Consider the following 22,701-nt stretch of genomic DNA (forward strand, 5'->3'; position numbering starts at 1 on the left):
GGGAGGGTGCTCAGGTCCTGATGGGGGCCACGAGTCCGTCGATGAACTCGGCCCAGTCGGCGCGTGTCGCGGGTTTGCCCGGGACGCCGGGCCGGCTCTGCCACGGCAGCGGGCCGTCCTCCCGGCGGTACTCGACACCGATGGCGTCGAGCCGGGCCAGGTGGGTACGGAGCCGTACGAGGAAGGCGTCGAAATCGCGCTCGCCGTCGCTCCACAGCGCCTCCGCGATGGCGCACAGGCGCGGGAAGGCGTAGTAGTCGACCGTCCGGGGCGAATCCATGTGCTCGGTCCAGAGGTTGGCCTGTCCGCCGAGGATCCGGGCCGTCTCCCCCTCGGTGAGCCCGTCGGGCACCGGGTCGAAGCCGTACGCGTCCGCGAGCGTCAGCGGCACCGCGAACGGGATCGGTTCGCTCTCCAGCTCCGACTGCCGGTAGTCCAGGTACGCCAGGTCGTCCGGGCAGGAGATCACGTCGTATCCCCGGCGGGCCGCCGTACGGGCCCCGGTCATCCCGCGCCACGAGGCGACCGCGACACCTTCCGGGACAGCGCCCTCCAGGATCTCGTCCCACCCGAACACCCGGCGCCCGCGCGACGCGACGTGCGCGCCGATCCGGCCGAGGAACCACGCCTGTAGCTCCTTCGAGCCGGCGAGCCCCCGCTCAGCCATCAGTTCCCGGCTGCGCGGATCGGCGTCCCACTGGTCCTTGGGGCACTCGTCGCCGCCGATGCCGATGAAGGGCCCGGGGAAGAGGTCCATCACCTCGTCGAACACACCGAGGAAGAATTCGAGCGTCGACTCCTCCGCGTTGAGGATGTTCTTGTTGATGCCCCACCGAGGACTGGTCTCCAACCGCTCGCCCCGTACGCCGAGTTCGGGGTAGGCGGCGATGGCGGCCTGCGAGTGGCCCGGTACGTCGATCTCCGGCATGACCGTGATGTGCCGCTGGGCGGCGTACGCGACTATCTCGCGCAGATCGTCCTGGGTGTAGTAACCACCGTGCGGACGACCGTCGTTGGGGGCGTCCTCCGCGGCGCCGAGCTGGGACTCGCGGCGCCAGGAGCCGACCTCGGTCAGCCGGGGGTGCCGCAGGATCTCCACCCGCCACCCCTGATCGTCGGTCAGGTGCAGGTGAAGCGTGTTGATGCGGTGCATCGCCAGCAGGTCGAGGAAGCGCAGCACGTCGTGCTTGGGCATGAAGTGCCGGGCCACGTCCAGCATCGTGCCGCGCCAGCGGAAGCGGGGCGAGTCCTCGACGGTGCCGTAGGGTACCGTCCAGCTCACCCCGGCCGTCCCGGCGGCGCGGTAGATCTGCGGCGGCAGGAGCTGACGCAGGGTCTGGCAGCCGTAGAAGACGCCCGCGGTGTCACCTCCCGTGACGGTGACGCCGTCCGGACCGCTGACCAGGCGGTAGCCCTCCGCGGGGAGGCGCGGATCCAGGGCCAGCGCCAGCACGGGGCCCGCCGGGGCGGGTCCGGAGCCCGCGGTCACCGGCAGCGCCAGTCCGGTCGCCGGACGCAGCACCGACTGCAGCCAGTGCGCGGTCGGCGCCAGTTCGGCGGGCGCGCTGATCCGGGTGGACGTGTCCAGCGGAAACGCGCCGTCGCCGGACGCGGCCGAGCGGGGGCGGGGGAGGAGGAGCATGGTGGGGGTCATCCCTTCACGGCTCCGGCGGACATGCCGGACACCAGCTTGCGTTGGATGATCAGGAAGAAGACGACCACCGGCAGCGAGAAGAGCACCGAGCCGGCCATCTGGCCGCCGAAATCGGTACCGGTGGCGGGAGTGGAGAACGACGCCAGCCAGACGGGCAGCGTGTAGTGGTCCTGGTCCTTCATGAAGGTGTAGGCGACCAGATAGTCGTTCCACGCCGTGATGAACGCGAAGATGCTGGACGCGATCAGGCCCGGCGCCACCAGGGGGAAGAGGATCCGGGTCAGGGTCTGCCAGGTGGTCGCGCCGTCGAGCCGCGCGGCCTCCTCGATCTCCGCCGGGACCGTGATGAAGAACCCGCGCATGACCCAGATCGAGAAGGGCAGCACGGTGGCCACGTAAGCGAGGACCAGCCCGATGTACGTGCCGAGCAGCCCGATCTCGTTGAAGATCAGGAAGGTCGGGATGAGCAGCGCCGTGATCGGCAGCATCTGCACGATCAGGATCGACACCATGATGGTGCGCCGGCCCCGGAAGCGGAACCGGGACAGCGCCGCCGCGGCGAACGCCCCCAGGACCACGGCGAGCAGCACGGCGCCGCCCACCACGATCAGGCTGTTGCGCAGGTCGGTCAGGAAGCCCGTCTGGTTGATCGCCGCGTCGAAGTTGCGCAGGGTCGGGGAGGACGGCCAGAAGTGCGGCGTCGGCGTCATCGCCTCGGAGCGTGCCTTGAAGGCGGTGTTGACCATCCAGTAGACAGGGAAGATCCACACGAGGCAGAAGAGGGTGGCGAGCGTGTTGTTCAGCCAGCCGCCCCGTGGGTTCCCCGCCCGGTACGGACGGCCCTTCACCCGGTTTCCCGTACGGCTTCTCACAGGTCCTCCCCCGAGCGAAGCAGGTTGCGGATGTACACGGCGGTGATCCCCAGCAGGATCGCGGTGGTGATGACCGACAGGGCCGCGCCCTGGCCGATCCGGAAGGACACGAACGCCGTCTTGTACGCGAAGATCCCGAGCGTGCTCGTCGCGTTGTCGGGACCACCCGCGGAGACCAGCCAGATCTGGTTGAAGACGTTGAAGTCCCAGATCACCGACATGATCGTGACGAGCAGCAGGGTCGGCCGCAGGAAGGGCAGTGTGACCGACCACCACACCCGCCACTCGCCCGCCCCGTCCAGCCGCGCCGCCTCCGGCAGCTCCAGGGGCAGCTGGGTGAGCGCCGCGTACAGGGTCAGCGCGATGAACGGCACCGCCTGCCAGACCACCAGGGACCAGATCGAGAGATACGCGAGCGAGGCGTTCTGGCCCCAGTCGGTATTGGTCACGTCGCCGAACACGTGCGTCTGGGTCAGCAGCCAGTTGACGACCCCGTAGCCCGGCTGGAACAGCCACTTCCACACCAGGGAGGAAGCGACGTTCGGCATGGCCCAGGCGAAGATCAGCACGACGGTCACCGTCATGCGCATCGCGGTGCGCAGCCGGGTGAGCAACTGGGCCACGCCGACGCCCAGCGTGACGCTGCCCGCGACCATCGCCACGGTGAACAGCACGCTGCGCACCAGCGACTTCCAGAACTCCGGGTCGTCGAACATGTCGGCGTACTGCTTCGTGCCGACCATGCTGAACTCACCGGTGAACAGGGTGCGTTGGTTGTAGTCCGTGAACGAGGTGAAGACCAGGAACAGGACCGGTGCCACGCTGAAGGCGGCCATCACCAGCCCGGCCGGTGAGAGCAGCCACACCACCGCCCACTGCCGTCGGCGTCTCGCCGGCCGCTTCCCCGGCTCCGCCGTACCGGCCGCGTCGAGCGGCCCGCCGCCGGCCGGCGCTGTCGCGGGCTCCGGATCCTTGGTGAGCAGGTCATGGGCGCCCAACGGGCTGGGGCGGCCCGCCTCGTCAGCCGGCCGCATTGAGTGCCTTGTCCACCGCGGCGTCGAAGTCGCGGGCCGCGTCCGCCGGGGACTTCTTGCCGGAGGCGACGCCGGAGAACAACTGGTTGACGGACTTGTCGGCCTCCAGCGCCGCCCACTTCGGACTGGCCGGTGTGGCACGGGAGTTCAGCGCCGCCTCGAAGAATCCCTTCTTGAGCGGGGCGGCCCTGTCCAGGGCCTTCTCGTTCGCTTCGGCGCTGTTCGGATTCCAGCCGTCGTGCCCGCCGATCCAGGTGTCCTGGATGCCGGGGCTCGCGGCGGTCTTCATCCACTGGAGCGCCAGATCCTGCTCCTTGCTCTTGGCCGCCACGCCCCATACGGCGCCGCCCAGCATCACCGGCTGGGCCTTGCCGGAGGTGCCGGGCAGCGGGAAAGACCCGAGATCGGCGTCGGTGAGCTCGGGGTTGGCCTTCTCGATCTGGGCGATCTGCCCGCTGGTCGCGGTGATGGCGCCCGCCTTCCCGTCGGCGAACACCTGGAGCTGGTCCGGGTTCTGCGGATCGGCGGTACGGGAGGCGGGCGCGGAGTACGCGTTCTGGAACTTCTTGAACTCGGCGAGACCGGACCGCGCCTTGGCGGAGCCGATCCCGGCCGACCACTTGCCGCCCTGCTCTGTGGCTATCTCGCCACCCGCGTCCCAGATGAACTGCAGCCCGGTGGCCCAGTGCTGGCCGGGCAGGTAGAACGGTGAGAAGTCGGACGCCTTGTTGGCCGCCCGGACCTTCCCGAGCGCCGCGGTGAGCTCGGCGTAGGTCTTCGGCGCCTTCTTGACGCCGGCCTTCGACCACATCGTCCTGTTGTAGATCACCGCGCGGGCGGCGGCGAAGCCCGGCACGGCGTACAGCCTGCCGTCGACCGTCGAAGGGTCCTCCAGACCGGGAAGCCATTTCTGGCCCTGCCTGAGGTCCTTGGCGTACGGGGTCAGGTCCATCAGGCCGCCGCTGGAGGCATAGCTCGCGACCTGGGTGTTGCCGAGGTCGAGGACGTCCGGCGGGCTGTCGGTGGCCAGCGCCGTCGTGAGCTTGGTGGCGATCCCGTCCCAGCTCTGGGTCTCGATCGTGACCCCGGCACCGGTCTTCGCGGAGAACTCCTGCTTGATCGCCTTGAGCGACTCGGGGGAGTAGTCGTCCTGCATGATCCACACGGTGAGGGTCTTGCCCTCCGCCTTCGCGTCGGAGACCTTCTGCTCACCGCCGCCCGCGCCGCCCGTCCCGGAGCCGTTACAGGCCGTCAGGGTGAGAGCGGAGGCCAGGCCGAGGGCGCCGACCGCGGCGAACCTTGAGTGTTTCATCGCAACTCCTGTGAGTATGAGGAAGTTTCAAGCGAGGCGAAGGGGACGGCAGGGTGGTGGGCCCGGTTCAGAGCACCCCGAGCTCACCGGCGAGTACCAGGCACGCGCCGCCGAGCAGGATCAGATCGTCGTCCCCGGCGAGGGACCGGATGTCGAGAGCGGCGTTGACCGGGCCGAGCGTGCGAGCCCGGACGATCTCCAGCGCGGCGTCGAGGAACTCCCCGTCGACCAGTTCGGGAGGGCCGGTCAGCACGATCTCGTTCAGGTTCAGGACACTGATGATCGGGGCGAGTACGGTGCCCAGCGCCCGGCCCGCCTCCGCCCGCAGGACCGGCCAGCGCTCCTCGGGAGCCCGCTCCAGACGGCGCCTCAGGTGCCCCGCGTCGATGGACAGATCGAGGCAGCCGCGCCGCCCGCAGACGCACAGCTCGCCGTGCTCGTCCACGGTGACGTGACCGATCTCGCCCGCCGCGAACTGCTCTCCCTCGACCCGCTCGCCGCCGACGATCAGCCCCGCGCCGACGCCGTGCTCGATCGAGATCACCATGAGGTTCTGGGTCCGCGCGTCCCGGAAGTGCAGCACCCCGAGCGCCGCCAGGTTCACGTCGTTGCCGACGTAAGCCGGGATGCCGAAGCGTTCGGCCAGTTCGGCCGCCAACGGAAGGTCCGTCCAGCCGAGATGGGCGGCGAGACGGATGACCCCGGTGTCGTCGATGATGCCCGGCGAGCCGACGCCGATCCCGAGCACCCGCCGGGGCGCCGCCCCGATCAGTTCCGCGGTGAGCCGGAGCACCAGTTCGTGGGCGGCCGCGCCCAGGGCATCGCCGAGCGGCACATCCCGGCGCTCGACGGCCTCGCCCCGCAGGTTGAGCACCGCGCCACTGAACCGGTTGCTGTGCGAAAGGTCCAGGACCACGAGGTTCACCGCGTCGTCCTCGATGCGCACGAGGCTCGCGGGCTTGCCGAGCCGGGCGCCGCCCTGCCGGGGGCCGATGTCGGCGACGAGCCCGTCCTCCTCAAGGTCCGCGACGAGCGCGGAGATCGTCGGCGCGGTCAGCCCGGACGCCCGCGCGATCTCCGAACGGCTCCTGGGCCCCTCGTGGTACAGCGTCGCCAGCACCAGCGACCGGTTGTGCACCCGGCTGTCCAGCGTGCTCGCCTTCTGCCGCTCCGGAGGCCGGCGCGGCAGGGCGGGCACCTGGAGCAGGCTGCGCTGCGGACGGAGGGGCCCGGCGGGAGGAACGGCGGATTTGCCCATGGAGAGACTGCTTCCTAAAGCGGCTTTACTTAAGATGCTTTAGATAGTCAGTCGCATTTCTGCCACCGTCAAGGGGGTGGACGGGCGTATTTCGGCCATGGCGGTGACCGTTGCCGTGCCGGAGCGGACCGTCAGGCGGCCCTGGCCGTACGGGCGATGGGGTGCAGCGCGGCGTACTCCAGGGGTGCGGACGGGTCGATGGAGACGTCCAGGGGCGCGGGTTCGGCCCCCGCCCGGACCAGGAGGTCTCCGACCGAGGCGATCATCGCCCCGTTGTCGGTGCACAGCTTCAGCGGCGGGATCCGCAGTGTGATGCCGGCGGCGAGGCAGCGTTCCTCCGCGAGCGCCCGGACGCGGGAGTTGGCGGCCACTCCGCCCACCACGACCAGGGTGTCCACGCCGTGCTCGCGGCAGGCGGCGACCGCCTTGCGCGTCAGCACGTCGGCCACGGCCTCCTGGAGCGAGGCGGCCCCGTCCGCCAGCGGCGGTTCCTCGCCGCGCAGCCGGTACCGCTCGGCCCAGCGCGCGGCGGAGGTCTTCAGCCCGGAGAACGAGAAGTCGTGACGTGAGTCCCGCGGCCCGGACAGCGGGCGCGGGAACGCCACGGCGCGCGGATCGCCGTCCCGGGCGGCCCGGTCGATGGCCGGCCCGCCCGGATACGGCAGCCCGAACACCCGGGCCACCTTGTCGAAGCACTCGCCGGCCGCGTCGTCCACGGTGTCGCCCAGATGCGTGATCGGGTCACGCGCCAGATCCCGTACGAGCAGCAGGGAGGTGTGGCCACCGGAGACGATCAGCACCATGCAGGGATCGGGCAGCGGCCCGTGCTCCAGGGTGTCGGCGGCCACGTGCCCGGCCAGGTGGTGCACCCCGTACAGCGGCACCCCGAGCGAGAACGCCAGGGTCTTCGCCCCGGCGAGCCCCACCTGGAGCGCCCCCGACAGCCCGGGGCCGGTGGTGACCGCCACGGCACCGATGTCCGCCATCCGCAGTCCCGCCCGGTCCAGCGCCTCCCGCATGACGGGCGTGAACGCGTGCAGGTGTGCCCGCGCCGCGATCTCCGGCACCACTCCGCCGAACCGCGCGTGCTCGTCCATGCTCGACGCCAGCGCGTGTCCGAGCAGGCGCCCGTTCCGTACGAGACCCGCGCCGGTCTCGTCGCACGAGGACTCGATGCCGAGCACCACCGGGGACTCCATGACGCACCTTTCTGCACATGCTGGCTAATTGCGACGCATGTGCAATAAGGATACGTCGAAGACCACCCGGTCCGGTCAGGCGCCCCGGCGCAGGGCGATGGTGTCACCGGCGTTGAGCACCGTCGCGCGGTTCGCTCCCGCGAAGGCCGAACCGTCGCCGCTGACCTTCCACGTGTTCGTCCCGCTGTTCGCCTTGCCGTTGAGAGACGTGATCGTGCCCGTTCCCGAGGACGGTGTCACGCCGCTCACGCAGCCGGACGGGGTCGCCCCGCTCGTCGCCGCGTCCAGGACGGCGCCGAGCGTCGTCGTGGTCCCCGTGGGAGTGAGGGTGACGGAGCACACCTTCAGGCCCCCCGCTCCGTCGTCCACCGTCAGGGCCAGTTTCGCGGCGGTACCCGGGGTGAAGGCGGACTGTGCCACCCACCGGGGCGCGCCGCTCGTGACGGGGGCCGGGGGAGCGGTGGTGAATCCGCCGCCGGCGACGGCTCGCAGACCGTCGATGGACGCGTAGGCGGAGGGCGCGGTGTCGCCGGGCAGGTACTTGAAGCCGCCGCCGGGGCTGAACTGCTGACTGATGAGGAAGTCGACCGGGGTCCTGCCGACGGAGGTGAGGAAATCACCGGTCTGCGGGTTGATGCCGCAGGCGTTCAGACCGGAGACCGCCCAGCCGTTGGAGTCGGTGTTGACGCCGAACATCGCGTTGAACGCGCCGCTCGTGGGCACCAGTTTGCTCTTGAGGAACGCCTTTGCCTGAGCGATGTCCGTGTCAGTGCCCGGGACGCCGGAGACACAGAGCGCGGCCATCGCGGCGCCGGTCATGTCGATGTCACTGGTGGCGGCGAGCGCCGCCGGATCGCCCTCGGCCTTGCTGTAGTTCCAGCCGCCGTCGTCGTGCTGGTTGGCGCGGATACGGGTGACGAGCGCATCGCGCAGGGCCTGGGGTATGCGCTGGGCGCCGGCCTGGGTCCTGGCCCCGCCGAGGGCCAGGGCCGCGAAGACGGTCCCGTTGAAGTTCGCGGACGGGCCGAAGTAGCCGGGCTCCGCGTTCTGCCAGTAGCCGTAGATGTCACCGATCAGATTGCGGGAGGAGGAGACCCTGGCGGGGTCGATACCGGCCGCGTAGGCGTTGAGCGTGGCGCGTTCGTAGTCGGTGACCACAGGTGCCGCCGATGGCCAGCCCGCCGTGGCGAGCAGGGTGCGGTAGACCGATCTCGCGTTCTTCGAGGCGTCGCCGCCAGGTGTGACGTCCACCGCCGCGGTTCCGGCGGCGGCCAGGGCGCTGAATGCCCACTCGTTGGAGAGTCCGCCCGAGGCGTACGAACCGTCGGCCGCCTGAAGGGACTTGAGATACGCGACACCGTTCGTCTTCGAGGTGGCGATCTGGGCCGGTGTGGCGGTGGCCGCCGCCGGCAGGGCACTCAGACACAGAGCCCCGAGGGAGACGGCTGCTGTGAACACAAGACGGGGTGAGACCGAAGGACGAGGCATGGCCTGCTCCTGGGATGAGGGGCGCGCCGGCCAGGCCCGCGTCCGGCCCGAAGAGGGGCGGCAGCGGGAAGGGCCGCCGCCCGAACGCGTGGACCGGCTTCCTGTGATGCACCGCCGACATGGGCATTCGGGCTCGGAACGGCCCCCGCCGTCCCACACCGCTGCGCGTCAGCCCCGGACTCTCACCGGGTTCCCCCATGTGGCAGCCCAGGACGCTACCCCAGGCGGAGCAGTCCTGTCAGCAGCCCCCGAACCCGGTCCGAACGGCGCGGCCGCCTCTTGACGTTGTGTGCGAGGGCGTGCTCAAATCCGCCTGATAAGCACTGAGTTCCAGGGGAAGCCGGTCGAAATCCGGCGCTGACCCGCAACCGTAGGCCCGGCATCGCCGGGCGAGCCGGATTACCTGGGGCCTGATCTGCAGCGAGAAGCGCCGTCGCGGACTACGGCGTGGTCGACCAGCCCCGCCATGCGGTGAATCACGCGTGGTCGCGGTGGGCTCAGCCACGTTCGTGTCCCCACGGAGACAGAACGAGGGGGCCGCGGTGGGGACCGCACAGCGAACAGACCGGAAGCCGGGGACCAGAGCGTTCCTGTCCCTGGTGGCGGTGGCATTTCTCCTGCTTGCCATGTGCGTGACACTCGGTACGGGCACCCCGGCCGCGGCCGGTCCCGTCGACGCGTGCACGGCCCGCGAGGGCGCTGTCGTCGCTGTCGACTTCGGCCCCTTCGGCGGCAAGGTCGAGCGCGGCTGCGACACCACGCCGACCACCGGATACGAACTCCTCCACGAGGCGGGCTTCACCACAGAGGGGACGCAGCACGACGGCCCGGCCTTCATCTGCCGCATCGGACTCGGCTCCGGAACGCAGTACCCGACGACGGACCAGGAGTCCTGCGTCCTCACCCCGCCGGCCACCGCCTACTGGTCCTACTGGGTCGCCTCGCCGGGACAGACCAAGTGGACGTACAGCCAGTACGGCGCCATGAGCCGCGACCTGAAGGACGGTGACGTCGACGCCTGGGTGTTCGGCGGGACCGACATCGGCGGCACGACCGGCGGGCCGACGTTCACCCCTGACGACGTGCGCGCCGGCGGGGGCGAAGAGACCCCGGACCCCGGCGGCAGCACGCCCACGGTCCCGGCCGGTGAGATCGACACCACCGCGGCGGCGGCCTGGGCCAAGGGTGCGCTCAAGGACGGCGAACGCGTCGTCGACGACGGCGCCGACACCCCGAACTACCTGTTGACCACCGAGGCGGCCTACGCGCTCGCCGCCGCCGAGGGCACGAGCGCCACCCTCGACAAGGTCACGGCCTTCCTCGCCGCCCACACCGACGACTACGCCTACCCGTCCGGCAAGGACCAGGCACCCGACGCGACGGCGGCCGCTCGGCTCGCCCTCCTCGCCGAGGCCACGGAGCGCGACCCGCATGCCTTCGGCGGCCACGACCTGATCGCGGACCTCATCGGCAACGTCTGCGCTGCCGGCCCCGAGTCCGGCACCCACACCCCCGGTTGCTCCGCGAAGGGCGACTTCCGCAACGCCTCGTACGGCGAAGGACAGGCACTCGCGCTCCTCGCCGTGCTGCGCTCCGGTGCGACGCCTCCGACGGCGGCCGTCGAGCGTCTGACCCGGCTCCAGTGCGACGGCGGCGGCGTCACCAGCATCCTGATCCGCCCCGGCGAATACTGCGACGGAGACCCCGCCACCACCGGCCTGACGGTTCTGGCCCTGCGCGAGGCCACAGGCCAGGACGCCGCCGTGGCGAAGGCGCGTACCTATCTGAAGAAGGCCCAGCGCGAGGACGGGGCGTTCCCCGGCTACACGGGGTCCACGGCCGGCAGCGTCCACGCCACCGCGTACGCGGCCCAGGCGCTGCGCGCGCTCGGCGACACCACCCGGGCCGACGCGGCCGTCTCCTGGCTCTCGCGTGAGCAGCTCGACGGTGGCGGCTTCGGATTCGAGGAGGACGCAACGGACCCGGTGCTCTACGCCACCGGCCCGGCGGTCCTGGCCGGTGCGGGCACCGACCTCGCCCGCCTGACGACGAAGAAGCCGGACCCGACGGACCCGCCGGCCACGAAGCCCCCGACGACTGGACCGCCCACCGAGGGCCCGAAGCTTCCGGCCGGCCGGGGCCCCGATCTGAAGAAGGGCGTCGCCTACCTCACCCGTGCGGCCAACCTCAAGCAGGGCCGGTACTACGGGGACGGCACGGGCCGCGCGGACTTCGGGCTCACCATCGACGGCGCCTACGCCCTCGTGGCGACCGGCATGGGCGACGACAAGCTCCGGGGCATCGTCGACTTCCTGGACAAGGGCGGGAAGGACGGGGCCGGCAGGACCCTCCAGGACTGGACCGGGACGGGTACGGAGTACGCGCTCGGCGGATCCATCGGCAAGGCCGCCCTGCTCGCCGAAGCGGTGGGCCGCGATCCCCGCTCCTTCGGCGGCAAGGACCTCATCGCCGCGCTCGGCAAGGCGGTGTGCGCCGGACCGAGCAAGGCTCCGGACCGCAGCTGCGCGGCCAAGGGCGCCTACGCGTACGCCCCTTCGGTCTTCTCCCAGTCCTTGGCGATCATGGCCCAGGTACGCGCCGACGAGCAGCGGGCGGCCCGGGCGCCGGTCGCCTACCTGGAGAGCTTCCAGCACGGCAGCGGTGCCTGGCCCAGCCTGATCCCCGCCACGGGCGACTCCGACGTCGACTCCACCGCCATCGCCGCGATGGCCCTGGACCTGGCCGGTGGCGAGAAGGCGGACAAGGCCGTGGACAAGGCACTCGGCTGGATCGCGGGCGAGCAGCTTCCCGACGGCGGCTTCCCCGGCGCGGCCGGAAACTCCGTCAACTCGGCCGCCCTCGCCGTTCAGGGGCTCTCGCTGGACGCGGAGCGGTACGCCTCCGAGATCGCCAAGGCGCGCAAGTTCCTCGCGGGCCAGCAGAACAAGGACGGCGGCTTCAACGTCGCGAAGGAAGGGCAGCGCGGATCGGACCTGCGCGCCTCCACCCAGGCGGTCGGCGGTGCCACCGGGATCTCGTTCGGCAGGCTCGTGCGGAGCCTGGCCGGGACCTCGCCCCAGCCCACACCCGGCCCCGCCGCGTCCACCCCGTCGATCATCACCCCCGACGGCTCGACAGGCGGAACGGGCGGCATCGTCGACACCGACACCGACACCGGCACCGGCACCGGCACCGGAGGCTCCGGCGGGGGAGCGCTGGCCTCGACCGGTGTGCGGGCCGGTGTGCTCGCCGGGTTCGCGGCGCTGCTGGTGGGCGCCGGATGGCGGGTGGTCGTCGTGGCCCGTCGCCGGGCATCGGGGGCGGGACGGATATGAGCATCCCGGTACGGCGCGGAGCCCTTCGGACGGTCGCGGCCCTTCTCCTGTCGGCCGCCGCGCTCATGGCGAACGCGGCGCCGGCGGCTGCGGATCCGCAGCCCATGGGCCGCTGCACGACCACGTCCGGAGCCGTCCTCGCAGTCGACTTCAGCCACTGGGGCGGCCCCGTCTACCGCTCCTGCGGCACCACGCCCACGACCGGGTACGAACTGCTCAACCAGGGCGGCTGGCGCACCACCGGCACCGGGCACGACGGTCCGGCCTTCATCTGCCGGATCGGCTACAGCGGGCAGCAGGGCGGCAAGCAGTATCCGACGCCCCAGCAGGACGACTGCGTGCTGACGCCACCTGCCTCCGCCTACTGGTCCTACTGGCACGCCGATCCGGGCGCGAACTCCTGGGAGTACAGCCAACTCGGCGCGATGCTCTACAAGCCGAAGCCCGGCAGCGTCGATCTGTGGATCTTCGGCGGTACGAACATCGAGGGCACAGAGGGACGGCCCACGCTGACCCCGGACCAGCTCCGGGCCCACAACACGAAGGCGCGGGGCGACGTCGGCAAGCCGGCCTCGACCGAACGCGCCCCCGCGCTCCCCCCGGGCACCGACACCGGCCCGAAGGTGCCCGAGCCGAAGAAGCCGGCCTCCTCGAAGCCGCCCTCCTCGAAGCCGACCCCCTCGGAACCGGCCTCCGCCAAGGCGAAGCCGTCGAGGAGCCCGTCGCCCGGCGCATCGAAATCCGCGTCACCGAGCCCTTCGGCGACCGCCACCCCCAGTCCCTCGCCCAGCCCGTCGGGCACCGGGACCAGAGTGGTCGACGCGGAGCCGGCCGCCGACGCGAAGGTCGACGCCGGCTCTCTCGTGCCGGTGGTGGTGGGCGGCTCGCTGATCGTGCTCGTCGGTGGAGCGGCCGTGTTCGCGGCCAAGCGCCGACGCCGCACACAGTGACCCGCATGTCACACGCCACGCCCGTGGAGGCCGTGCCGATGTCCGGTCACACCCCGGACATCGGCCGCCGCCTTCCGCGCACGCTGCACCCGGTCGCCTGGTGGATCTGGGCACTCGCGCTGGCCACCGCCGTCAGCCGCACCAACAACCCGCTGCTGCTGTTCCTCGTGCTCGCCGTCCTCGGATACGTCGTTACCACGCGTCGCACCGAGGCGCCCTGGGCCCGCGGATTCAAGTACTACCTCTACCTCGCCCTCACCGTCGTCGCGATCCGCGTCCTGTTCCGGGCCGTCTTCGCCACCGGCATCACCCCGCACGACCACTTCCTCTTCTCCCTCCCGCACATCCCCACCCCCGACTGGTACGCGGGCATCCAGCTCGGCGGACCCGTGTCCCTCGAAGCTCTCCTGTCCGCCGCCACCGACGGTCTGCGGCTCGCCTGCATGCTCTGCTGCATCGGCGCCGCCAACACCCTCGCCAACCCCAAACGCGCCCTGCGGATCCTGCCCGGCGCCCTGCACGAACTCGGCGTCGCCGTCACCGTCGCCATCAGCGTCGCGCCCCAACTCGTGCAGAGCGTGCAACGAGTGGCCCGCGCCCGACGGCTGCGGGCCGGGCGCGGCAGGGGGCTCAAGGCCCTGCGCGGCATCGTCGTCCCCGTGCTGGAGGACGCCCTGGAACGGTCCCTGTGTCTGGCCGCCGGAATGGACTCCCGGGGATACGGACGCGCCGGCACCGCCACCCGCCGCTCCCGACGGGCCACCGGGGCGCTCATGCTCCTCGGGATGTGCGGCCTGTGCGCCGGGGCGTACGGCCTTCTCGACGCGACCACCCCCGCCTTCCTCGGGTTCCCGGCGATGGCGGCGGGAGCCGCGCTGTGCGTGGCGGGCCTGCGGCTGGGCGGACGGAGGGTCTCGCGCACCACCTACCGGCCGGACCCGTGGCTGCTGCCCGAATGGACCGTCGCGGGCGCCGGTGTGCTCTCCGCCGTCCTGCTCTTCAGCAACATGGGCTACGACGCGGCCGAGCTCAACCCCTCCATCTATCCGCTCAGCTGGCCGACGCTCCCGCTGGTGCCCACCTGCGCGATCCTGCTCGCCGGGACCGCCGGGTTCCTCGCACCGCCGCCGGCCCCGCCCCACCCGGTCGTCCCCCGACAGCGCACCGAGAGAGCCGAAACCACGTGATCACCTTCGATCAGGTCACCGTCAGGTACGACGGGGCGGCCGAACCCGCCCTCCGCGAGGTCGACCTCGTCATCGAGGAGGGCGAACTCTGCCTCGTCGTCGGTCACACGGGGGTCGGCAAGTCGACTCTCCTGGGCGCTGTCAACGGGCTCGTGCCCCACTTCACGGGCGGCACGCTCCATGGCCGCGTCACCGTCGACGGCCGGGACACCGCAACCCATCCGCCCCGGGAACTCGCGGACGTCGTCGGAGTCGTCGGGCAGGACCCGCTCGACGGATTCGTCACCGACACCGTCGAGGAAGAACTCGCCTACGCCATGGAACAGCTGGCGATCGCGCCGCCGGTCATGCGTAAACGGGTCGAGGAGACCCTGGACCTGCTGGGCCTGGCAGACCTCCGCCACCGCGCGCTCCACGAACTGTCCGGCGGGCAGCAGCAGCGGGTGGCCATCGGATCGGTCCTGACCGCCCATCCCCGCGTCCTGGTTCTCGACGAACCCACCTCCGCCCTCGACCCGACGGCGGCGGACGAGGTCCTCGCCGCCGTCACCCGGCTCGTCCACGACCTCGGAGTCACCGTCCTCATGGCCGAGCACCGCCTCGAACGCGTCGTGCAGTACGCCGACCGGGTGGTGTACCTGCCCGGTGACGGGCGCGTAGTCCAAGGGCCTCCCGCCGACATCCTCCGTACGTCCTCCATCGCCCCGCCGATCGTGGAACTCGCCCGCACCGCCGGCTGGCGCCCGCTGCCGCTGTCCGTCCGCGACGCGCGCCGCGCCGCCGTCCCGCTCAGGGCCGAGCTGGCCGACGCGACGCCCGCCCCGGTGCGCCCGGCACCCGCGGCCGGCGCCCCCCGCCTGCTGACCGCCCGTGGAGTCACCGTCAGCTATCACGGCGTCGCTGCCGTCCGCGAGGCCGACCTCGACCTGCGGAGCGGCGAGATCACGGCACTGATGGGGCGCAACGGCTCCGGAAAGTCCTCCCTGCTGTGGGCGTTGCAGGGGTCCGGTCCGCGAAGGGCCGGCACGGTCCGTGTCACGGGAGACGGCTCGGCGCACGATCCGCACGCGCTGCCCGCGGCCCACGCGCGGCGCCTGGTCGGCCTCGTCCCGCAGACACCCGCCGATCTGCTCTATCTGGAGAGCGTCGAACAGGAACTCGGCCAGGCCGACCGCGAGTCGGCGGACGGGGCCACGAACCCCGGTGCGCGGGAGATCCTCGACCGGCTGGCGCCGGGCATCGCCGGGGCGACCCACCCCCGTGACCTGTCCGAAGGGCAGAAACTGGCTCTCGTCCTCGCGATCCAGCTCGCCGCGACACCTCAGGTGCTGCTCCTCGACGAACCGACCCGCGGGCTCGACTACCGGGCGAAGGCGGAGCTGACCCGGATCGTCGCCGGGCTCGCCGGGGAGGGCCGTTCGGTCGTCATCTCCACCCACGACGTGGAGTTCGTGGCCCGGACCGCCGACCGGGTCGTGGTGATGGCCGAGGGCGACATCGTCGCGGACGGCCCCACGTCCGAAGTCATCGTCGCCTCACCGGTGTTCGCACCGCAGACCGCGAAGATCCTGGCACCGCTGCCGTTCCTCACCGTGGACCAGGTGACCTCGGCACTCGCTTCGCCCTGCCCCGCGCCCCACGACGGCGAGGACCGGGCATGAGCGCGACCGCCGCGACGGCCATCCGGCTCAACACCCGTGTCTCACTGGTCATCGCGCTGGCCGCGTTCCTCGGCGTGGTGGCCTTCTTCTGGCCCTTCGTCGTCGCACCGGGAAAGTTCGGCTCGAACTACGCCCCGCCCCTGATCTTCGGCGTCCTGCTCGTCCTCGTGCTCTGCGTGGTGCTCTCCGAGATCGCCGAGGGAGGCATCAGCTCCAAGGCCCTGGCCATGCTCGGCGTCCTGTCCGCGGTCAACGCGGCGCTGCGGCCCCTGGGAGCGGGGACGGCCGGGATCGAGACGGTCTTCTTCGTCCTGGTCCTGGCCGGGCGCGTCTACGGGCCGGGCTTCGGCTTCACCCTCGGCTGCACCTCACTCTTCACCTCCGCCCTGATCACGGGCGGTGTCGGGCCGTGGATGCCGTACCAGATGTTCGGCTGCGCGTTCGTGGGCATGCTCGCCGGCTTTCTGCCCCGGGCCACCGGCCGCCGCGAGGTACTGATGCTCGCGACCTACGGTTCGGTGTCCGGCTACCTCTTCGGCTTCCTGCTCAACCTGTCCTTCTGGCCCTTCTCCCTCGACCCGAACAGCTCCCTCGCCTATCTGCCCGGCCTGCCCTTCACCGAGCAGTGGCACCGGTACCTGGCCTTCGACCTCGCCACGTCCCTCGGCTGGGACACCGGCCGGGCCGTCACGAACTTCGTCTGCGTCACGCTGGCCGGCCCGGCGGTACTCACCACGTTCCGCCGGGCCGCCCGACGTGCCCGCTTCCAGGCACCGGTCCGCTTCACGCCCGCCGGACCGGCCGACTCGGACGGCCGCCGGTAACCTCCGGCCGCCGCTCCGAGTCCTTCAGGTCAGGAGGCGGACAGCTCGCCGCGCACGGTGCGGGCCGCGGCGACCAGGTTCTCCAGGGACGCCCTGGTCTCGGGCCAGCCACGGGTCTTGAGGCCGCAGTCGGGGTTGACCCACAGGCGCTCTGCGGGGATGGCCTCCAGCCCCTTGCGGAGCAGGGCGGCGGCCTCGTCGGCACCGGGTACGCGCGGTGAGTGGATGTCGTACACGCCGGGACCGGCCTCGCGCGGGTAACCGTGTGCCGCGAGTTCGCGGGCGACCTGCATGTGCGAGCGGGCGGCCTCCAGGCTGATGACGTCGGCGTCCAGGTCGTCGATCGCCTGGACGATGTCGCCGAACTCCGCGTAGCACATGTGGGTGTGGATCTGGGTGTCCGGCCGAACCCCGCTGGTAGTCAGGCGGAACGACTCGGTGGCCCATTCCAGGTACCCGGCGTGGTCCGCCGCGCGCAGCGGGAGCGTCTCGCGCAGGGCGGGCTCGTCGACCTGGATGACCGAAGTGCCGCCCGCCTCCAGGTCGTCTACCTCGTCGCGCAGCGCGAGCGCGACCTGGCGTGCGGTGTCGCCGAGCGGCTGGTCGTCACGGACGAAGGACCAGGCCAGCATGGTCACCGGGCCCGTGAGCATGCCCTTGACGGGGCGCCCGGTCAAGGACTGGGCGTACGAGGTCCAGCGCACCGTCATCGGCTCGGGGCGGGAGATGTCGCCCGCGAGCACCGGCGGGCGGACGTAACGCGTGCCGTAGGACTGGACCCAGCCGTGCTGGGTGGCGAGGTAGCCGGTGAGCTGCTCGGCGAAGTACTGGACCATGTCGTTGCGTTCGGGCTCGCCGTGCACCAGGACGTCGATGCCGGTCTTCTCCTGGAAGGCGATGACCTCACCGATCTCCGCCTTGATCCGCTCCTCGTAGCCGGCCGTGCCGATCCGTCCCGCGCGCAGGTCGGCGCGGGCGGTGCGCAGTTCGTCCGTCTGCGGGAACGAGCCGATGGTGGTCGTCGGCAGCAGCGGCAGCCCGAGGTGGGCCCGCTGGGCGGCGGCGCGTTCGGTGTACGGCTGGGAGCGGCGGCCGTCGGCGTCCGTGACGGCCGCGGTCCTGGCTCGGACGGCGGGGTCGCGGGTGATCGGGGAGTCGGTGCGGGACGCGAGGTCGGCGCGGTTGGCGGCGATCTCGGCCGAGATCGCCCCGGTGCCCCGGGCCAGTCCCTTCGCGAGCGTGACGATCTCGGCGGTCTTCTGCTCCGCGAAGGCGAGCCAGCGCAGGACCCGCGGGTCGATGTCCCGCTCGGGCGCCGTGTCGAGCGGGACGTGCAGCAGGGAGCAGGACGCCGCCACGTCGACCCGGTCCGCGAGGCCGAGGAGGGTCGCGAGGGTGGCTAGGGACTTCTCGTAGTCGTTGATCCAGACGTTGCGGCCGTTGACGACACCCGCGACGAGACGCTTGCCGGGAAGCCCGCCGACGGCGGCGAGGTCTTCGAGGTTCGCGGCGGCGGCATCGGTGAAGTCCAGTGCCAGACCCTCGACCGGGGCCTTCGCCAGGACGGGGAGCGCCTCGCCGAGCCGCCCGAAGTAGGAGGCGACGAGCAGCTTGGGCCGGTCGGTGAGGCCGCCGAGGTCACGGCAGGCGCGGGCGGCGGCGTTCAGCTCGGCCGGGGTGCGGTCCTGGACCAGGGCGGGTTCGTCGATCTGCACCCACTCCGCCCCGGCGGCACGCAGATCCGCGAGCACCTCCGCGTACACCGGCAGCAGCCGGTCCAGCAGGGTGAGCGGCTCGAAACCGGCTGCCACCCCCGGAGCGGGCTTGGCCAGCAGAAGGTAGGTGACCGGGCCGACGAGCACCGGCCGGGCGGTGTGCCCGAGCGCGACTGCCTCCCTGAGCTCGCTGACCTGCTTGGTGGAGTCGGCGGTGAAGACGGTGTCAGGACCGAGCTCGGGGACGAGGTAGTGGTAGTTGGTGTCGAACCACTTGGTCATCTCCAGCGGCGCCACGTCCTGGGTGCCGCGAGCCATCGCGAAGTACCCGTCGAGCGCGTCGGCGGCGACGGCCTCGCGGTGCCGCCGCGGGACCGCGCCGACCATGACGCTGGTGTCCAGGACGTGGTCGTAGTACGAGAAATCGCCGGTCGGGACCTCATGGACGCCGGCGTCCGCCAGCTGCTTCCAGTTGGACCTGCGCAGTTCCGCCGCCGTCTCCCGGAGGGCACCGGCGGTGACGCGGCCCTTCCAGTATCCCTCGACGGCCTTCTTCAGTTCCCGGTTCCGGCCCTGTCGGGGGTAGCCGTACACGGTGGCTCGTGCTGTTGCGGCCGCGGGCTTGGGTGTCACGGAAATCTCCTTCGCGAGATGACTCCTGAACATCCCGGAGACGGGACACGGACGCGAAGGGATGACGAACCGGACGGATACCCACACGCCTCGGCGCGGATTCTCCGTCTGATACGTACGCCGACCCGCCCACGAGGTCACCGGGATATCCGCATCCGAGGGTTCGGGTGCGGGCAACGGGCAGGTCTTCGGACTCGTGGGCGCGTCTGCCGGGGGCAGACTCCTACTGGCCGTCGCTTCCCGGATCCGGACGGATCCAGTGCGTATGACGGCGGTCGTTCCCACTTACCGCTGCGGGGCAGTCCCGGATTCACACCGGGTTCCCTCTTGCGACGCGCCTGCCTGGCGGACAGGGCGAACCAGCTGCACCGGCCAGCCTAGGGGGTGGACCGCCTCCGCGGCACCGCTGTTCACATTCCGGGACCCGGAAGGCGACGGGGACGGGCCTCCCGGGCCCACTGGTCCTCGGGCTGGTCCGTTGGCTCTGCCATGGTCGGGCGGGAAGCGATATTGCTGGGCCATTGGCACATAGGAGTGGGGTCGAGTTGAACCATTAGCTCCCCAGGTGTTGAGATAGTGGAGTCAATGGCGCCGCGGGTCCCTCGGGGATCTCTGTGGCGCCTTTCTCATGTCTGCGCTGGTGTCATGCGCGAAAGGGGCGAGGCGACTTGCTGAAGAGGGCGTTCGTCGCACACGATCCCGGACGGATCCGGCTGCGGTTCGCGTCCCGGGCCGTGCTCGGCATCGGGCTCGCCGTCGCCTTGTGCGGGGCGGCGGGGCACTCGCTGGTCGCGGCCATCACCGGGGGCCTGGCCGCGCTGCTCGCCCTGTTCACGGTGACCGACCCGACGGTGCGCGGGCAGGCCACGACGACCGCGCTGCTCCCCGTCGTCGGCCTCCCGGTGCTCACGCTCGCCGCCGTCCTGCACGATGTGCCCGTCGCCCGCGACCTGGCGTTCCTCGCCGTCGTCGGGGCGGGGGTGTACGCGCGGCGCTGGGGGCCGCGCGGGCACTCGCTGGGCGTATTCGCCTTCATGGCCTACTTCTCCGCGCAGTTCCTGCACACCGTGCCCGGCCAGCTGCCCGAGTTGTACGCGGCGGTGCTGCTGTCGCTCGCCGCGTCGTCGCTGGTCCGGTTCGGGGTGTGGTGCTACGAGCGCCGGATCGCGGCCCCCGTGGCGGTCGGCCTTCCCTCGGGGGCGACGGGGCTGCGGCGGATCACGACGCGGCAGGCCGTACAGGCGACCCTGGGCGCGGGATTCGCGCTCGCGGTGGGGCAGCTGCTCTCCGACCAGCGCTGGTACTGGGCGGTCGGCGCCACCTGGTGGGTGTTCGTGGCCACGACCTCGCGAGGCGAGACCGTCGTGCGCGGGTTCAGGCGGTTCCTGGGGACCGTGCTCGGCATCGGGCTGGGCTTCGCCGTGGCCGTGCCGCTGCACCACGAGCCGGTCGTGGCCGCCGCCGTCGTGGCGGTGGGCGTGTTCGGGATCTTCTACACCGCCGCCGTCTCCTACACCTGGATGATGCTGGCCGTCACCGTGATGGCGAGCATGCTGTACGGGCTGCTCGGCGTGCTCGACGCGGGACTCCTCGTGCTCCGGGTCACCGAGACCGGGGCCGGCGCGCTCGGTGCCGTACTCGCGGTGCTGTTCGTGCTGCCGGTGACCACGCATTCGGTGACCGAGGCCTGGGTGGAGCGGGCCCTGCGGTGCGTGCACACCTGTACGGCGGAGGCCGCCGCCCGGCTCGCGGGAAGCGAGGACGCCGACCCGCCCCGGCACGTTGCCGAGCTGGAGGCGATCCTCGGCCGGGTACGGCTGTCGCTGGCGCCGCTGGTGCATCCGCTCAACCCGGTGAGGGCCCGCAAGGCGCGGGCGCGTCAGGTGCTCGCGCTGCTCGACGACTGCGCGCGCGAGGTGCGCGGACTGGCCTCCGTCGCCGCCGATCCGGAGGCCTCGCACGACGCCAGGCTCGCCGCCGCCTGCTGGCGCGTCGAGAGCGCGGTGGAAGCGCTGACGGCTCCCGGGCGGCCGGCCCGTACCCCGCTCGCCGCGGGGAATCCGGCGCACGCCGCCGAGGCGGAACCCGCCCTCGCCCATCTGCACGGCCTGGAACGGGCGCTGGCCGAACTGGCCGCGCCGCTGCACAGCCCGCCGAGGGCCCCGCTCGCCGCCGCCTGATACCCGCACCCTTTGGTCCAGACCACCTGCCGCACTGCTACCGTCGCCGCGGAAGATCGCGACGGTCCCCACTGTCGCGATCAGTCGGCGGAGAAAGGCAGTGCGGTGGACAGCAGCAACGGGCCCGGACGGGCATTCATCGGGTCCTTCACCTCGGCGGGCGGGCGGGGCATCACCGTCGCCGCCGTGGACCGGGAGACCGGGGCGCTCACCGTCCTCGGCGCGACGGATTCCGTGCCCGACCCCTCCTACCTGGTACTGGGCCGGGGCGGGGGCCCCGGCGGCGCGGTCCTGTACGCGGTCAGCGAGACCGGGCCGGGAGCCGCCGCGGCGCTCGACGTCACCCAGGACACGCCCCGGCCGATCGGCGCCCTCCGACCGGTGGACGGGGACGCCCCCACCCACCTGGCCCTCGCGGGCGGCCGGCTGCTGACCGCCAACTACGGCTCCGGGAGCGTCACCGTGCTGCCCGTGGGCGCGGACGGTTCGCTGGGCGCCCCCGACAGCGTGCTCCAGCACGAGGGGAGCGGGCCGGACGCCGCCCGCCAGGAGGGCCCGCACGCCCACCAGGTGCTCCCCGACCCCTCGGGGAACTGGGTGCTCAGCGTCGACCTCGGCACCGATTCGGTACGGATCTGCGCGCTCGACGCGGAGACCGGCACGCTGCGCCCGCACGGCGAGACGGCGCTGCGGCCGGGTACCGGGCCGCGCCATCTCGCCTTCCACCCCGACGGCGCTCACGCCTATGTGCTGAACGAGCTCGAACCCACGGTCACCGTGTGCCGGTGGGACGCCGCCGCCGGAGTCCTCGACGCGGTCGACGAGACGCCCCTGCTGCCGGTGGAGGCGACCGGGGGCGCCGCCGGGGCGAGCTACGCGTCCGAGGTCGTCGTCTCGCACGACGGCCGGTTCCTCTGGGCGGCCAATCGCGGGCACGACAGCATCTCGGTCATCGGCCTCGACGCCACGGGGGAGAAGGCGTCCCTGGTCACCACGGTGAGCTGCGGCGGCCACTGGCCGCGCGACCTCGCGCTCGACCCCGCCGGGCGACGGCTGTACGCGGCCAATGAGCGGTCCGGGAACGTCGCCTGGTTCGCCGTGGACCCGGAGACCGGTATCCCGGTCCAGGAGGGCTCCCTGGAGGCCCCTGCGGCCTCCTGTGTGATCTTCGCCTGACAGGCGCGGGCGCGGGGGGGGGGGGGGGGGGGGCGGGGCCCCCCCCCCCCCCCCGGGGGGGGGGGGGGGGGGGGCCCGGGGGGGGGGGGGGGGGGGGGGGGGGGGGGGGCGGGGGGGGGGGGGGGCAGGGGGGTGCCGTGGGCGGGGTACTTGGCCGCCCAGCCGTTCAGCAGCCGCTGGTACGCCTCCAGGCGCGGTGACCTCGGCTCGGAGCGGCCGTTCT

Annotated in this window: 15 protein-coding genes and 3 riboswitches; of the genes, 7 read left to right on the top strand and 8 right to left on the bottom strand. The window is 72.0% G+C overall.

The window, feature by feature from the left end; genetic code table 11:
- Nucleotides 1–10 precede the first annotated feature (10 nt).
- From ACFVQ0_RS24525 to ACFVQ0_RS24555, 7 genes are all read right to left on the bottom strand, one after another.
- Nucleotides 11–1,654: a beta-N-acetylhexosaminidase gene (locus ACFVQ0_RS24525; RefSeq protein ID WP_390091338.1), complete on the bottom strand. Its 1,644-nt coding sequence runs from the start codon at nucleotides 1,652–1,654 to the stop codon at nucleotides 11–13.
- Entirely contained in the window at nucleotides 1,651–2,526 is an 876-nt protein-coding gene (locus tag ACFVQ0_RS24530; protein ID WP_390091339.1) for a carbohydrate ABC transporter permease, read from the bottom strand. The genes ACFVQ0_RS24525 and ACFVQ0_RS24530 overlap by 4 nt, the downstream gene beginning before the upstream one ends.
- A complete protein-coding gene (locus ACFVQ0_RS24535; protein ID WP_390091340.1) occupies nucleotides 2,523–3,560 on the bottom strand; it encodes a carbohydrate ABC transporter permease in 1,038 nt (345 codons plus the stop codon). Before ACFVQ0_RS24535 ends, ACFVQ0_RS24530 begins: the two co-directional genes overlap by 4 nt.
- Nucleotides 3,547–4,872 carry an extracellular solute-binding protein gene (locus ACFVQ0_RS24540; RefSeq protein WP_390091341.1) on the bottom strand — a complete coding sequence of 442 codons (1,326 nt, stop codon included), beginning with the start codon at nucleotides 4,870–4,872 and terminating at the stop codon, nucleotides 3,547–3,549. Before ACFVQ0_RS24540 ends, ACFVQ0_RS24535 begins: the two co-directional genes overlap by 14 nt.
- Nucleotides 4,873–4,939: 67 nt before the next feature.
- Nucleotides 4,940–6,130: an ROK family protein gene (locus tag ACFVQ0_RS24545; RefSeq protein ID WP_390091342.1), complete on the bottom strand. Its 1,191-nt coding sequence runs from the start codon at nucleotides 6,128–6,130 to the stop codon at nucleotides 4,940–4,942.
- A gap of 131 nt (nucleotides 6,131–6,261) precedes the next feature.
- Nucleotides 6,262–7,329, bottom strand: coding sequence for a tRNA (adenosine(37)-N6)-threonylcarbamoyltransferase complex transferase subunit TsaD (gene tsaD / locus ACFVQ0_RS24550; protein ID WP_390091343.1), 1,068 nt, complete (start codon nucleotides 7,327–7,329; stop codon nucleotides 6,262–6,264).
- A gap of 75 nt (nucleotides 7,330–7,404) precedes the next feature.
- On the bottom strand, nucleotides 7,405–8,817 hold the full coding sequence (locus ACFVQ0_RS24555; RefSeq protein WP_390091344.1) for a hypothetical protein: 1,413 nt from the start codon (nucleotides 8,815–8,817) through the stop codon (nucleotides 7,405–7,407).
- Nucleotides 8,818–8,938: 121 nt separating this feature from the next.
- Nucleotides 8,939–9,013, bottom strand: a riboswitch (cobalamin riboswitch).
- Nucleotides 9,014–9,097: 84 nt separating this feature from the next.
- Nucleotides 9,098–9,243: riboswitch (cobalamin riboswitch) on the top strand.
- A 200-nt stretch (nucleotides 9,244–9,443) separates the two neighbouring features.
- Between ACFVQ0_RS24555 and ACFVQ0_RS24560 the strand changes: the two genes are divergently transcribed.
- The 5 genes from ACFVQ0_RS24560 to ACFVQ0_RS24580 are packed head-to-tail and all read left to right on the top strand — an operon-like array spanning nucleotide 9,444 to nucleotide 16,774.
- A complete protein-coding gene (locus ACFVQ0_RS24560; protein ID WP_390091345.1) occupies nucleotides 9,444–12,152 on the top strand; it encodes a prenyltransferase/squalene oxidase repeat-containing protein in 2,709 nt (902 codons plus the stop codon).
- Complete coding sequence (locus ACFVQ0_RS24565; RefSeq protein ID WP_390091346.1) at nucleotides 12,149–13,102, top strand: hypothetical protein; 954 nt, start codon at nucleotides 12,149–12,151, stop codon at nucleotides 13,100–13,102. The genes ACFVQ0_RS24560 and ACFVQ0_RS24565 overlap by 4 nt, the downstream gene beginning before the upstream one ends.
- A 5-nt stretch (nucleotides 13,103–13,107) precedes the next feature.
- Nucleotides 13,108–14,289, top strand: coding sequence for a CbiQ family ECF transporter T component (locus ACFVQ0_RS24570; RefSeq protein WP_390091347.1), 1,182 nt, complete (start codon nucleotides 13,108–13,110; stop codon nucleotides 14,287–14,289).
- On the top strand, nucleotides 14,286–15,950 hold the full coding sequence (locus tag ACFVQ0_RS24575) for an ABC transporter ATP-binding protein (RefSeq protein WP_390091348.1): 1,665 nt from the start codon (nucleotides 14,286–14,288) through the stop codon (nucleotides 15,948–15,950). The genes ACFVQ0_RS24570 and ACFVQ0_RS24575 overlap by 4 nt, the downstream gene beginning before the upstream one ends.
- Nucleotides 15,947–16,774, top strand: coding sequence for an ECF transporter S component (locus ACFVQ0_RS24580; RefSeq protein ID WP_390091349.1), 828 nt, complete (start codon nucleotides 15,947–15,949; stop codon nucleotides 16,772–16,774). Before ACFVQ0_RS24575 ends, ACFVQ0_RS24580 begins: the two co-directional genes overlap by 4 nt.
- A 29-nt stretch (nucleotides 16,775–16,803) precedes the next feature.
- On the opposite strand, the gene metE is transcribed toward ACFVQ0_RS24580, so the two are convergent.
- A complete protein-coding gene (metE, locus tag ACFVQ0_RS24585; protein WP_390091350.1) occupies nucleotides 16,804–19,122 on the bottom strand; it encodes a 5-methyltetrahydropteroyltriglutamate--homocysteine S-methyltransferase in 2,319 nt (772 codons plus the stop codon).
- A 161-nt stretch (nucleotides 19,123–19,283) separates the two neighbouring features.
- A riboswitch (cobalamin riboswitch) is annotated at nucleotides 19,284–19,501 on the bottom strand.
- 289 nt (nucleotides 19,502–19,790) lie between these two features.
- On the opposite strand from metE, the gene ACFVQ0_RS24590 reads away from it, so the two are divergent.
- Complete coding sequence (locus ACFVQ0_RS24590; protein ID WP_390091351.1) at nucleotides 19,791–21,302, top strand: FUSC family protein; 1,512 nt, start codon at nucleotides 19,791–19,793, stop codon at nucleotides 21,300–21,302.
- A gap of 105 nt (nucleotides 21,303–21,407) precedes the next feature.
- The gene (locus ACFVQ0_RS24595) at nucleotides 21,408–22,478 is read left to right on the top strand and encodes a lactonase family protein (RefSeq protein ID WP_390091352.1); all 1,071 of its coding nucleotides are present in this window, start codon (nucleotides 21,408–21,410) and stop codon (nucleotides 22,476–22,478) included.
- The last annotated feature ends 223 nt before the right edge of the window (nucleotides 22,479–22,701 follow it).

This window comes from Streptomyces sp. NPDC057900 (assembly GCF_042887885.1).
Lineage (GTDB): Bacteria > Actinomycetota > Actinomycetes > Streptomycetales > Streptomycetaceae > Streptomyces.